Origin of the sequence: Streptomyces sp. NPDC049954, assembly GCF_040656295.1 — a bacterium.
Taxonomy (GTDB): domain Bacteria; phylum Actinomycetota; class Actinomycetes; order Streptomycetales; family Streptomycetaceae; genus Streptomyces.
Window position 1 is genome coordinate 249,119 of sequence record NZ_JBFALS010000010.1, and the last position, 12,470, is coordinate 261,588.

Sequence of the window (12,470 nt, forward strand, 5' to 3'; positions counted from 1 at the left end):
GGTGTGGCCGCCCAGCCGGAAGCCGGCCGTCCCGACCGGGCCGAGGGGCCGTTCCCGGCCCGGGGACGTCGAGCGGGAAACCAGATCGCGCGGACGCTCCCAGCAGGACGGGCAGCTCTCCGGCTCGTGCCCGTCGGCGTGGTCGTTGCCGTGACGGTCCGGGACGGCGACGGGGAAACCGGCCCGCCGCGAGCGGCCGGGCCGTGCCGTGCGGGACGAGGGCCGTTCCGCACGGGTGGGGCCGGAACAGGTCGGGCTGCGACCGCACCTCGTGCCGCAGGCCGGCCGCGGTGCTCGGGCGCCCTGGAGCGCAGTCCCGTTCGGCGGAGCGTCCCGACCGGCAGGGCGTCCCGACCGGCAGGGCGTCCCGACCGGCGGGGCGTCCCGACCGGCGCTCCCGCACGGGGTTCGGGCACGGGGTTCGGGCACGGGGTTCGGGCACGGGCATGGCGGTCGGTCCGCAGACCGGCCCCGGCGACCGGGCGGCTCCGGAGCGCGGCGGCGCCCCGGACCGCACCGGTACGGGCCGGCGCCCCGGAAGAGCGACCGGAGGACAGGATCCCTCCGGGTCGCCCCCCGGGACCGGACTCCGGTCAGGCGGTGCGCTGGTGGTGCAGGAGCAGCAGCGCGGCGGCCATGCCCGCGCCCGGGACCTCTCCGCGGCTCACCATCTCCGGGACGAGCTTCAGCGGCACCCAGTCGCGGCGCTCGGACTCGAAGCCGTCCACGGGTTCACCGGTCCACCGCGCCCGGTCGCTCCAGTAGACGTGATGGCGCGCGTCGCTGAGCCCGTTGGAGGGCTCGACGCTCAGCAGATGACGCAGCGGCCCCGGGCGCCAGCCGGTCTCCTCCTCCAACTCCCGGGCGGCCGCCCGCTCCACGTCCTCGCCGTCCTCGACGACCCCCGCGGGCAGTTCCCAGCCCCAGCTGTCCGTGATGAAGCGGTGCCGCCACAGGAGCAGGACCTCGTCGGCGTCGTTGACCACGGTGGCCACGGCGACCGGGCGCTGCCGTATGAGGTAGTGGTCGAGGTGCCGGCCGTCGGGGAGTTCCACGTCGGCGAGGTTGACGTGGAACCAGGGGTTCTCGTACACGGCATGCTCGCTTTGTTTCGTCCACTGCATGTTTCTGTCACCTTTCCCGTGAGAGGTGACAACTTTCCTGGGGAGGCGACCAAGGCGCAGCAGGCCGCCCACGGAGCGGACGCCCCGGTGGGCGCCGGTGGGCATGCCGGTCGGACCGGCCGCCGGAGCGGACGGGCCGTCAGAGCGGCACGCGCAGCGCCCCGTCGATGGCCTCGCAGGCGCTCGCCGTGCCGGGGCTCTTACGCAGGGCCAACTGCTCGCGGACGGCGCGCAGTCGGTCCCGCAGCCGCTGGGACTCCATGCCCTCGGCCCGCTGCGCCATCTCGACGGCGGTGGCGGCCGCCGCCTCCGTCTCGCCCTGCCGCAGCTCGATGTGGGTGAGCATCGCCAGCCGGTGCACGCGACCCCGGTCGTGCGCCGGAGTACCCACGGCCGCGGCCGCGTGCTCCCGGGCGGCCCGCAGGTCCCCGAGGCTCAGCAGGGCCTCCGCCACCTGCACGTTGACCAGCCCGGGCTGGACGTAGCCGGTCTCGTCCGGTTCGTCGCCCGGGCGGATGTGCCCGGCGGCGGTCTCGGCCCGGCGGATGCAGTCCAGGGCGGCCGGCCGGTCGCCGAGGTGGGCGTACGCCTTGGCCTGCATGGCGTGCAGATCGCAGGCGAGCGCCGGGGTGATGCTGCGTCCGGCCGTGCGCAGCGCCGCCCCGGCGAAGGCGACCGCCTGACGGTGGTCCCCGAGGTGCAGGCACTGGTTGACCAGGAGGGCGATGGCGTACGCCCCGAGTCCCTGGTCGCCGCTGGCCTTGGCGAGCCGCAGCGCCTGGTGGAAGTAACGCTGCGCGAGGCCGTGCGCGTCGGCGTCGTAGGCGCAGATACCGGCGATGGCCACGAGGGCGCCGGTGGCCCGGTGCAGCTGCCGCCCGGTGGCGTCGGGGTAGCTGCCGCGCAGCAGCGGCGCGGCCTCGGCGTTGAGGAAGCCGACGACGCGGGGGCGGATCACGATGCCGCCCGCTCTGCGGTACATCTGCTCGTAGTGCCCGCGCGCCGCGCGCAGCATCTCGATGTCCGCCCTGCCGACCCGCCGGCTGCCGCGCCGCGACACGTCGGCGTCCCCCGGCGGGTTCTCCCACTCCCACACCGGCAGGACGGCGGAGGTGCCGGTGACGGCGGCCGCCGCGAGGACGTGCGGGCGCCGCTGCTGGTCCGAACGCCACAGGGCGGTGGCCCGGTCGACGAATCCGCAGAGCGTGCCGGGCCGCGGTTCGGCCGGGCCGACGGGGCCGAGCCCGACGTCGTCCAGGGTGACGGGGCGGCGCAGCCGCTCGGAGAGCACCTCGCAGATCAGGTCGGGGGCCTGTCCGCGGGGGCGCTGCCCCTTGAGCCACCGGGCCACGGCGGTGTGTTCGTAGCGCAGCGCGAGCCCGCGGGCGCCGCCGGCCCGGTTGACGCGGGCGGCGAGGCCCGCGTGCGACATACCTGCCTCGTCGAGGACCGCGTCGAGCAAGGTGTTGGGCTGCATCGCTGCCTCCGGGTGATCAACCGGTAACCGGTTGTGGCACAGCGTAGTCGAGGCGGCTTCACACGGGGTGTGAACCCAGTACCCGGACCAGCGCCTCGCGCACGCTGCCAGACACAGGGTGATCGGCTGTTCACTGAAGGCCCTCGAAAGAGGCCGGCCGGGTCGCCGGGCTCCCCCCTCGACAAGTGCGGCGACCCCGCCACAGCGCCGCCCGCCCGTCACAGCCGTTCGCCCCGGCGGACGGGCGGCGCACGCACGACCGGGCCGTACCGGTCCAGGAAAAAAGGCGGCGGCGCCCGGGAAACCTCCTCCCGGGCGCCGCCGCCCCTGTACTCGGGCTTCGCGCCCTCAGGCGCCGCGCAGGACCGCGCCGAAGCGTTCGGCAGCCTTGGCGACCGCGAGGTCCCGGGCCGCGGTGACCTCCTCGGCCGTCAGGGTCCGGTCCGGGGCGCGGAAACGCAGCGCGTAGGCGAGGGACTTGCTGCCCTCGTCCACCTGGTCGCCGGTGTAGACGTCGAACAGCCGCAGGGACTCCAGCAGTTCGCCCGCGCCCTCGCGCAGCACCGACTCGACCTCGGCGGCGGGCACCCCGGCCGGGACGACGAGCGCCACGTCCTGGGTGGCCACCGGGTAGGTGGAGATGCGCGGGGCCCGCACGGGTCCGGCCCCGGCCTGCTCCAGCGCGTCGAGGTCGAGCTCCATGGCGCTGGTGCGGGCGGGCAGTCCGAGCGCCTTGAGGACGCGCGGGTGCAGTTCCCCGGCGTGACCGATGACGCGCTCGGCGCCGTCCACGAAGGCGAGGAGCTCGGCGCAGCGGCCGGGGTGCCACGGCCCGTACACGCCCTGGCGTACGACGAGTTCGGCGCCGGCCTCGGCGGCGGCGGTGCGGGCCGCCTCGACGGCGTCGGCCCAGCCCGCCGGGCGCCCCCCGCCCCACCAGCCGGCCCGCTCGCGGGCACCGGTGAGGACGACGGCGAGGTGGCGGGGCTGGACGGGCAGCGCCTCGTTCAGGCTCGCGAGCTGCTCCGCGGTGGGCCGGTGGTCGACCGGGAGGCGCACGGACCTGGTGGCGTTCTCGCGCGGCAGGAAGACGAGGCCGGCCTCGAAGAGCGCGAGATCGTGGCCGCCGCGTCCGTCGTTGCGGCGCAGCGCGCCGAGCAGGCCCGGCAGCAGCGTCGTACGGAGCGCGGGCTCCTCGTCGGACAGCGGGTTGACCAGACGCACGACGCGGCGGGCCGGGTCCCCGGCCTCCAGGCCGAGCTCGTCGAACACCTTCGGGTCGAGGAAGGGGTAGTTGAGCGCCTCGACGTATCCGGCCCCGGCGAGCGCGCGGCCCACCCGGCGGTGCAGGCGCTGACGCTCGGTGAGCCCACGGCCGGCGGGCGGCTTCGGCAGGGTCGAGGGCAGGTTCTCGTAGCCCTCCAGCCTGATGACCTCCTCGGCCAGGTCGTTCGGGTCGACGAGGTCGGGGCGCCACGAGGGCACCGTCACGATCAGCTCGTCCTGCCCGCCCGTCTCCCGGCCACCGCCCCCCGCGGACGCGTTCCACGCGGCTGAGTTTCCGTAGACGTCGCAGCCGACCTGCTGGAGGCGGCGTACGACGGTCTCCCGGCCGTAGGCCATGCCGGCCACCCGGTCGGGGTGGTCGGCGGGGATGGTGAGGGTGCGCGGCGCGGAGGGCGCGATGACCTCGGTGACCCCGGGCTCGGCGGTGCCACCGGCGAGCAGGACCAGGAGGTCCACGGTGCGCTGGGCGGCGGCGGAGGCGGCGAGCGGGTCGACGCCCCGTTCGAAGCGCCTGGACGCCTCGGAGGACAGCTTGTGCCGGCGCGAGGTGCGGGCGATCGCGAGCGCGTCGAAGTGCGCGGCCTCGACGAGGACCTCGGTGGTGCCGAGGGCCTGACCGGTCTCCGCGTCCGCGGACAGGTCCGCGATCTCGGTCTCGGCGCCGCCCATGACGCCGGCGAGGCCGATGGGGCCGCGCTCGTCGGTGATGACGAGGTCCTCGGCGTCCAGGACCCGCTTGGCGCCGTCGAGGGTGGTCAGGGTCTCGCCGGCCTCGGCGCGGCGCACCCCGATCGCGCCCCGGACCTGGGAGCGGTCGTAGGCGTGCAGCGGCTGGCCGATCTCCAGCATCACGTAGTTGGTGATGTCGACGGTCAGCGAGAGGGGGCGCATGCCGGCCTTCTGGAGGCGGCGGCGCATCCAGATCGGGGACTGCGCCTCGGGGTCGAGGCCGGTGACGGTGCGGGCCGTGAAACGGTCGCAGCCCATCGGGTCGGCGATCGACACGGGGTGGCCGTGCGCGTTGGGCCCGGGCACGTCGAGCAGCGCCGGATCGCGCAGCGGCAGGCCGTAGGCGGTCGCGGTCTCGCGGGCGATGCCGCGCATCGACAGGCAGTAGCCCCGGTCGGGGGTCACCGCGATGTCGAGGACCTCGTCGACGAGTTCGAGCAGCTCGATCGCGTCGGTGCCGACCTCGGTGTGCGGGGGCAGCACGATGATGCCGTGCGTCTTGTCATCGCCCATGCCGAGTTCGTCGGCGGAGCAGATCATGCCGTGCGAGACCTTGCCGTAGGTCTTGCGGGCGGCGATCGCGAAGTCGCCGGGCAGGACGGCGCCGGGCAGGACGACGACGACCTTGTCGCCGACCTGGAAGTTGCGGGCGCCGCAGACGATCTCCTGCAGCTCGCCCGTGCCTCCCCCAGAGGGGGTGCCCCCAGCCCCGCCGACATCGACGTGGCAGAAGCGGATGGGCTTCTTGAAGCCCTCCAGCTCCTCGATGGCGCGGACCTGGCCGACGACCAGGGGGCCCTTGAGGTCGTGGCCGAGGCGTTCGACGGTCTCGACCTCCAGGCCGGCCGACACCAGCTTGGCCTGCACGTCACGACCGGTCTCGGTGGCGGGGAGATCGACGTACTCCCGCAGCCAGGAAAGCGGGACCCGCATCAGATCTCCATCCCGAACGGCCGGGTGAACCGGATGTCACCCTCGACCATGTCTCGCATGTCTTCGACGTTGTGGCGGAACATCAGCATCCGTTCGATGCCGAACCCGAAGGCGAATCCGCTGTACTTCTCGGGGTCCACCCCGCACGCGGTGAGCACCCGCGGGTTGACCATGCCGCAGCCGCCCAGCTCGATCCAGCCCTCGCTGGAGCAGGTGCGGCAGGGCCGGTCCGGGTTGCCCACGGACTCGCCCCTGCACACGTAGCAGAGCATGTCCATCTCGGCGGACGGCTCGGTGAAGGGGAAGTAGTTGGGCCGCAGCCGGGTCTTCATGTCCGGGCCGAACAGGGACTGCACCATGTGGTCGAGGGTGCCCTTGAGGTCGGCCATGGTCAGGCCCTCGTCGACGGCGAGCAGCTCGATCTGGTGGAAGACCGGGGTGTGCGTGGCGTCCAGCTCGTCGGTGCGGTAGACGCGGCCGGGGCACACGACGTACACGGGGGCGCCGCGCTCCAGGAGCGAGCGGGCCTGCACCGGGGAGGTGTGGGTGCGCAGCACGATGCCGGACTCGTCGCCTTCCTCGCCGTGGCTCCCCTCGACGAAGAAGGTGTCCTGCATCTGCCGGGCGGGGTGGTCCGGCTTGAAGTTCAGGGCGTCGAAGTTGAACCACTCGGCCTCGGCCTCGGGGCCCTCGGCGACCTCGTAGCCCATCGCGACGAAGACGTCGGCGACGCGCTCCATGAAGGTCGTCAGGGGGTGGCGGGCGCCCGCGGCGAAGCGGTCGTACGGGAGGGTGACGTCCACGGCCTCCTCGACCAGGACGCGGGCGTCCCGCTCGGCCTCCAGCTCGCTCTGGCGGGCGGCGAGGGCCTTGTTCACCGCTCCCCTGGCCTGGCCCACCCGCTTGCCCGCCTCGGCCTTGGCCTGCGGGGGCAGGGCGCCGATCTCGCGGTTGGCGAGGGCGAGCGGGGAGGTGCCGCCGGTGTGGGCGGTCCTGGCCTGGGCGAGCGCTTCGAGATCCGCGGCGGCGGCGAAGGCCCCGAGGGCCTCCTCGCGCATCCGGTCGATCTCTTCCGGTTTCAGCGCCTCGACCTCTACTGGGTCGTACGACTTGTTCGGTGCCGACATTTCTTCCCGTGCTTCCGACGTGGCTGGCTGGTGGTCCCGTCTCGGTCCTTGGACGCGTCGTCCACGAAAGGGGACGCAGACGTGCCAAAGGTCGAGTCTACCGGGGGGTGGGGCGGCGGAGGTGCCCGTGGTTACTGGCTCAGATACGCCGGAGCGGCCACGGGCAGCATAAATCGGAACTCCGCGCCGCCCGCCGGGGCCCGGCCCACCGTGATGCGCCCGCCGTGCACCTCGACGATGCCCTTGACGATGTAGAGGCCCAGACCGGTGCCGCCGCGCGTGCTGCCGCGCCAGAAGCGGGTGAAGACGCGGTTCACCGATTCCTCGGGGATACCGGGGCCTTCGTCGCTCACCGTGATCACGGTCCCTTCGGGCTGTCCGTCCGCGTGCTCCGCCCGGCGCTGCGGGGCGCTGTCCTGCGGGGTGCTGTCCTGCGCGGTCCGTTCCTTCGCCGGGGCGGGCGCGATCTCGATGGTGACAGTTCCCGCGCCGTGCCGCACGGCGTTTTCCAGCAGGTTGCTGAGCACCTGGTCGATCTTGTCGGGGTCGGCCCACAGGCCGGGCAGCGGCCGGTGCACCTTGACGACGAAGCGGTCGGGGGCGCGGCCGGCCGCGATGTGCGCCTGGATGTGGCGGGCGGCGGCGGCGGCGATGTCCACGGGCTGGCGGCGCAGCTCCATGCGGCCCGCGTCGATGCGGGAGATGTCGAGCAGTTCCGTGATGAGGCGGGTCACCCGGTTCGCGTCGGCGTCGACGGTCTCCAGCATGAGCCGCTTCTGGTCGTCGGTGAACCTCTCCCACTTCGCGAGCAGGGTCGCGGTGAAGCCCTTCACGGAGGTGAGCGGGGAGCGCAGTTCGTGGGCGACGGTCGCGATGAGTTCGGCGTGGCTGCGTTCGGTACGGCGCCGGGCCTGGGTGTCGCGCAGGCACACCACGACCCGGTCCACGGGTCCCAGCGGGCGGGCGCGCACGTAGCGCGCGGAGACCAGGACCTCACGGCCCCCGGGGAGCAGGAGGTTGCGCTCGGGCTGCGCGGTGCGGATCGCCAGACCGCCGTAGGGGTCGGTGAGCGGCCACCAGCGGCGGCCGTCGAGGTCCTCGAGCGGCAGCGCCGTCTCCAGCGGGCTGCCGAGCGCTCCGTCCGCCCGGATCGCGGTGATGCGGGCGGCGGCGCGGTTGAAGCACACGACGCGGCCGTGCGCGTCGGCGACGACGAGGCCGTCGGGCAGTTCGTCGGGGTCGAGCGCGGGGGGCGGCGGGTGAGCGGCGCGGGCGGCGGCGCCGGTGGGCGCGGGGGGCTCGGCGCTCGCGGCGTCCGGCGGCTGCGCGCCTTCTGCCGACGGCGCCCTGCTCGTACCGACAGCCATCCCCGTACCCCACCTCTCAAGCCGGTGCAGTGGGTCCCCGAGAGCGTCACCCTACTAGCCCTGGGTGAACGAGGGACAGCCCGGTGTGAACAAGGGTGCCGAGGGCGCCTCGCCGGACGGCGACCGGCGCTCGCCGCGCGGCGCCGCGGCGGGACAGCTCAGCGGCGGCGCTGTTCACGGGCCGAGGCGTACAGGCACACGGCGGCGGCGGTCGCGAGGTTGAGGGACTCGGCCCTGCCGTGGATCGGGACGCGGACGACGGCGTCGGCGAGCGCCCGGGTCTCCTCGGGCAGGCCCCATGCCTCGTTGCCGAAGACCCACGCGGTCGCCGCCCCCATCGAGCCGCGGTCCAGTTCCGTGTCCAGATCGTCCTGCCCGGCCCCGTCGGCGGCCAGGATCCGCACTCCGGCGCCGCGCAGTCCGGACACCGCGCGTTCGACGGGGACGCCCACGACCACCGGCAGGTGGAAGAGCGAACCGACCGAGGCGCGTACGCACTTGGGGTTGTAGACGTCGACGGAGGCGTCGGTGAGCACCACGGCGTCGGCGCCGGCCGCGTCGGCGCAGCGCAGCACGGTGCCCGCGTTGCCGGGGTCGCGGACGTGCGCGAGGACGGCCACCAGCCGGGGCCGTGTCTCCAGGACCCGCTCGAAGGGGGTGTCGAGGAAGCGGCACAGGCCGACGAGCCCCTGCGGGGTGACCGTGTCGGACATCGCGGCCACCACCTCCTCGCTCGCGCTCAGCACCGGGACGCCGGCGGCGCGCACCGTCTCCAGGAGGTCCGCGTGGCGTTCGGCGGCGTCCTCGGTGACGTACACCTCGATCAGGTGCGCCACGGCCTCCCGTACGGCTTGCGGGCCCTCGGCGAGGAAGCGGCGCTCCTTGCCGCGGAAGCTGCGCTTGGCCAGTCGCCGGGCGGCGACGACGCGCGGCGAACGCAGGGAGGACAGCTCGGGGGCCGGCATGGGCTCACTCTCAGGGGGAGGCGGGGCGGCGGGGTTGCGCGGAGGGAGCGCACACACAGGACCCGCAGACCGGCGGTGCGGTCTGCGGGTCTGGTGGAGCGGTCCGGTCAGGCAGGGGGCTGGGCCACCGCCTGACTCGGCTCGAAGGGCCGAGCGCCTGGATCAGGCGGCCTTCGGGGCGTTGACGTCGCTCGGCAGAGCCTTCTGCGCGACCTCGACGAGCGTGGCGAACGCGCCGGCGTCGTTCACGGCCAGCTCGGCCAGGATCTTGCGGTCCACCTCGATGTTGGCGGCCTTCAGACCCTGGATGAAGCGGTTGTAGGTGATGCCGTTGGCGCGGGCAGCGGCGTTGATGCGCTGGATCCACAGCTGACGGAAGTCGCCCTTGCGCTTCTTGCGGTCGTTGTAGTTGTAGACGAGGGAGTGGGTGACCTGCTCCTTCGCCTTGCGGTACAGGCGCGAGCGCTGGCCGCGGTAGCCGCTGGCCTGCTCCAGGATCGCCCGGCGCTTCTTGTGGGCGTTGACTGACCGCTTGACGCGTGCCACGTGATAACTCCTTGTAGCGGGGCCGCGGGATGGTCACGCGGCCCGGATTCGATTGGGTCCCGGTCTCAGACGTGGGGCCCCCGGGTGCCCGGGGACCGTGACGTCACTTGCCGAGAAGCTTCTTGATCTTCTTGGCGTCGCCCGGGGCCATCTCGGCGTTGCCGGTCAGGCGCCGCGTCACGCGGGACGACTTGTGCTCCAGCAGGTGGCGCTTGCCGGCGCGCTCGCGCAGCACCTTGCCGGAGCCGGTGATCTTGAAGCGCTTGCTGGCACCGCTGTGCGACTTGTTCTTCGGCATGGCGCCGTTATCTCCTCGTCGGTGACGCCCCCACCCGGTCCTGGAACCGGGCGCGCGGGGGCGTCAGTTGTGTCCGTTGTCATCCGGGACGAGAGTCCCGGACCGCGACCTAGGCGTGCTGCTCGTGCTGCTCGGCGGAGGAGTTCTCCTCCGCCTCCACCGCGACGTCCTCGGCCTCGGCCTCGGCCTCGTCCGCCTCGTCGACGGGGCGGCCCAGACGTTCGGCCTTGCGGGCGGCCTGCGCCTCGCGGGCCTCGGCCATCGCCTCGGTCTTCTTCTTGTGCGGGCCGAGAACCATGATCATGTTCCGGCCGTCCTGCTTCGGGTTCGACTCGATGAAGCCGAGGTCCTCCACGTCGTTCGCGAGGCGCTGCAGCAGCCGGAAGCCGAGTTCCGGCCGGGACTGCTCGCGACCACGGAACATGATCGTGATCTTGACCTTGTCGCCCTGCTTGAGGAACCGGACGACGTGACCCTTCTTGGTGTCATAGTCGTGCGGGTCGATCTTCGGCCGGAGCTTCATCTCCTTGATGACCGTGTGCGCCTGGTTCTTGCGCGCCTCACGGGCCTTCATGGCCGACTCGTACTTGAACTTCCCGTAGTCCATGAGCTTGCACACGGGCGGACGGGCGTTCGCCGCGACCTCGACCAGGTCCAGGTCGTACTCCTGCGCGAGCTCCAGGGCCTTGGCAAGCGGCACAATGCCGACCTGCTCGCCGCTGGGGCCGACAAGTCGCACCTCGGGAACGCGAATCCGGTCGTTGATGCGGGGCTCGGCGCTGATGGATCCTCCTCGGTAGCACCACACGGCCATCTGGCAGACAGCCGCGCAACGTCTGTTCACTGAGACCAACCGCGCCGGTACATGAAAAATGCCCCGGACGATCACGAGCGGGGCTCCTGGGGGTGAACCGGAGCACCGCCACGGTGGCCGCGGGGCGCATCATCGGACGGGACCGCCTCGGGTGCGGACCGTCTGACCGGTGACCCGCCGCCCGTGAGGGCGATCGGGTGGGAGTTCGGAGCCTCCACTTGTGGCCGGAATCCTGCGGGTGTCCCCCTCTTGCGAGCGTGGAACACCACGGCGCACTCCGGCCGGTCGTCCTGCCAGCATACCAGGGCCCCGGCGGGGTGCGCCCCCACGTGCGCCGAGGGGGACGCCGGAGGGAGGGCCTAGGCTGAGGCGCGTTTCCCGCCCACGGTCCCGCGCGGTCCGTGCACGCCCATGAAAGTAGAGCACCCAGCGATGAGCGAAGCGACGCACTCCGGCGAGCCCACCGGCTTCGACGACATGACCCGCGACATCGCGGAGGTCCCGGCCGTCGAGGTCATCACCACCGTCGGGGTTCACCTGATGAGCGCCGCCGCCGTCAACCTGGGCCTGGCCGAGGGCGGGGAGGCCCACAAGGACCTCGACGAGGCCCGCAAGCTGATCCACGCCCTGGCCGGTCTGCTCGACGCGGGCGCGACCGAGATCAGCTCCTTCCACGCGGCCCCGCTGCGCGACGGCCTGAAGTCCCTCCAGCTCGCCTTCCGCGAGGCCAGCCTGGTCCCGGACGAGCCGGGCCAGGGGCCGGGCGAGAAGTACACGGGCCCCGTCTTCGGCTGAGCCCCGCTCCCCCGCCGCCTCTCCGGCCCCGCACGCTCCGGCGGCGGGGCCGGAGCCGTTCCGGGCCCCGTCCAGTGGATCGAAGGAGCCGTTCAGCGGATGAACAGCGGCTGCCCGGGTGGGTTGCCGTCCGGCGGCAGCAGCGCGATGTCGAGTCCGCGCTCCAGCCGCTCGCGCAGCACCGGGTGCTCAGCGAGCACCTCGGCGATCCGTCGCGCGACGGGCTCGGCGGCGTTCCCCATGCCCTCCTCCAGGACGAGGACGAGCGTGCCGTCGGCGCTGGGGCTCGGCCCGAGGTGGGCGCGCAGCACGTCGGGCTCGGCGGCGACCGTGTCCCGGACGGCCTCGGTGACGTGCGGGTCGGCGAGCGGGTCACTGCTCGTGCGCCCTTCGGCCAGGGCCCGCAGCGCCGGCCCGGTGACCTCGTAGGGCACGGGTCCCGCGAGGTCGAGGACGAGGGTGTCGGCCTGTTCGTGCGCGACGGCCTGCAACGCCTGGTGCAGGGGAACGGCAACGGGGCGCGCGGCCGGGTCCCAGCGCGCGAGGCTCTCCGTCGAGGTGAAGGCGGGCAGCGCCTTGCGGTGGCCGGCCTTGAGGGTGGGGACCGCCATGTCGCTGGTCTTCTCGCGCCTGAGCCCGTGCTCGTCCTCCTCGGCCTCGCCGAGGACGGCGACGACGGGTACGAGCAGGCGGGCACCGCGCAGCGCGCCGAGGACGGCCGCGTGCGCGGTGTGGTCCTCGGCCCACGCGGAGAGCGCGGCGCTCAGCGCGGGGTCGGCACGGCCGTCGTCGTCGGGGAATCCGGAGTCCGGGATGTTCTTGTTGGCCACGGCGTCGAGCCTAAGGGCTGTCCCGCAATTCCTGGTGGATCAGCGCACGGCGTCAGATGCGGTGCATCGCAAGGCGGAGAAAAGCCCGCATACCGGATGCATTCGGGCGTTTCGACAACGCGGCGAGGTGCCGTAGCTGTCGTCGTGCGCCCGCCAGGAATCGCGGGACAGCCCTTAG

The 12,470-nt window shown here is 73.4% G+C and carries 11 protein-coding genes; 1 reads left to right on the plus strand and 10 read right to left on the minus strand.

Translation table 11 applies throughout. From position 1 onward, the window contains the following. Positions 1–593: 593 nt before the first annotated feature. The 9 genes from AB0J21_RS24235 to infC form a co-directional block, all read right to left on the minus strand. On the minus strand, positions 594–1,124 hold the full coding sequence (locus tag AB0J21_RS24235) for an NUDIX hydrolase (protein ID WP_363148173.1): 531 nt from the start codon (positions 1,122–1,124) through the stop codon (positions 594–596). 139 nt (positions 1,125–1,263) lie between these two features. After that, positions 1,264–2,601 carry a transcriptional regulator gene (locus tag AB0J21_RS24240; protein WP_363148174.1) on the minus strand — a complete coding sequence of 446 codons (1,338 nt, stop codon included), beginning with the start codon at positions 2,599–2,601 and terminating at the stop codon, positions 1,264–1,266. Between the two features lie 348 nt (positions 2,602–2,949). Further along, complete coding sequence (gene pheT / locus AB0J21_RS24245) at positions 2,950–5,550, minus strand: phenylalanine--tRNA ligase subunit beta (protein ID WP_363148175.1); 2,601 nt, start codon at positions 5,548–5,550, stop codon at positions 2,950–2,952. Further along, the gene (gene pheS, locus AB0J21_RS24250) at positions 5,550–6,677 is read right to left on the minus strand and encodes a phenylalanine--tRNA ligase subunit alpha (protein ID WP_363148176.1); all 1,128 of its coding nucleotides are present in this window, start codon (positions 6,675–6,677) and stop codon (positions 5,550–5,552) included. Before pheS ends, pheT begins: the two co-directional genes overlap by 1 nt. Positions 6,678–6,808: 131 nt before the next feature. Further along, the gene (locus tag AB0J21_RS24255) at positions 6,809–8,044 is read right to left on the minus strand and encodes an ATP-binding protein (RefSeq protein ID WP_363148177.1); all 1,236 of its coding nucleotides are present in this window, start codon (positions 8,042–8,044) and stop codon (positions 6,809–6,811) included. Between the two features lie 158 nt (positions 8,045–8,202). Further along, positions 8,203–9,009: an RNA methyltransferase gene (locus AB0J21_RS24260; RefSeq protein ID WP_363148178.1), complete on the minus strand. Its 807-nt coding sequence runs from the start codon at positions 9,007–9,009 to the stop codon at positions 8,203–8,205. A gap of 162 nt (positions 9,010–9,171) precedes the next feature. Next, positions 9,172–9,555 carry a 50S ribosomal protein L20 gene (rplT, locus tag AB0J21_RS24265; RefSeq protein WP_363148179.1) on the minus strand — a complete coding sequence of 128 codons (384 nt, stop codon included), beginning with the start codon at positions 9,553–9,555 and terminating at the stop codon, positions 9,172–9,174. Between the two features lie 103 nt (positions 9,556–9,658). Continuing rightward, complete coding sequence (rpmI, locus tag AB0J21_RS24270; RefSeq protein WP_019065473.1) at positions 9,659–9,853, minus strand: 50S ribosomal protein L35; 195 nt, start codon at positions 9,851–9,853, stop codon at positions 9,659–9,661. Between the two features lie 109 nt (positions 9,854–9,962). Then, positions 9,963–10,661, minus strand: a complete 699-nt coding sequence (infC, locus tag AB0J21_RS24275) for a translation initiation factor IF-3 (protein ID WP_363148196.1) — start codon at positions 10,659–10,661, stop codon at positions 9,963–9,965. A gap of 438 nt (positions 10,662–11,099) precedes the next feature. On the opposite strand from infC, the gene AB0J21_RS24280 reads away from it, so the two are divergent. Continuing rightward, positions 11,100–11,462: a DUF1844 domain-containing protein gene (locus AB0J21_RS24280; protein ID WP_363148180.1), complete on the plus strand. Its 363-nt coding sequence runs from the start codon at positions 11,100–11,102 to the stop codon at positions 11,460–11,462. Positions 11,463–11,554: 92 nt separating this feature from the next. On the opposite strand, the gene AB0J21_RS24285 is transcribed toward AB0J21_RS24280, so the two are convergent. Then, entirely contained in the window at positions 11,555–12,292 is a 738-nt protein-coding gene (locus AB0J21_RS24285) for an SseB family protein (RefSeq protein WP_363148181.1), read from the minus strand. Positions 12,293–12,470: the final 178 nt, after the last annotated feature.

What these genes read in the sequence shown, in the direction of transcription:
- AB0J21_RS24235 (WP_363148173.1), bottom strand. Translation starts at nt 1,124, where the DNA reads ATGCAGTGGACGAAACAAAGCGAGCATGCCGTGTACGAGAACCCCTGG.
- AB0J21_RS24240 (WP_363148174.1), bottom strand. Translation starts at nt 2,601, where the DNA reads ATGCAGCCCAACACCTTGCTCGACGCGGTCCTCGACGAGGCAGGTATG.
- pheT (WP_363148175.1), bottom strand. Translation starts at nt 5,550, where the DNA reads ATGCGGGTCCCGCTTTCCTGGCTGCGGGAGTACGTCGATCTCCCCGCC.
- pheS (WP_363148176.1), bottom strand. Translation starts at nt 6,677, where the DNA reads ATGTCGGCACCGAACAAGTCGTACGACCCAGTAGAGGTCGAGGCGCTG.
- AB0J21_RS24255 (WP_363148177.1), bottom strand. Translation starts at nt 8,044, where the DNA reads ATGGCTGTCGGTACGAGCAGGGCGCCGTCGGCAGAAGGCGCGCAGCCG.
- AB0J21_RS24260 (WP_363148178.1), bottom strand. Translation starts at nt 9,009, where the DNA reads ATGCCGGCCCCCGAGCTGTCCTCCCTGCGTTCGCCGCGCGTCGTCGCC.
- rpmI (WP_019065473.1), bottom strand. Translation starts at nt 9,853, where the DNA reads ATGCCGAAGAACAAGTCGCACAGCGGTGCCAGCAAGCGCTTCAAGATC.
- AB0J21_RS24280 (WP_363148180.1), top strand. Translation starts at nt 11,100, where the DNA reads ATGAGCGAAGCGACGCACTCCGGCGAGCCCACCGGCTTCGACGACATG.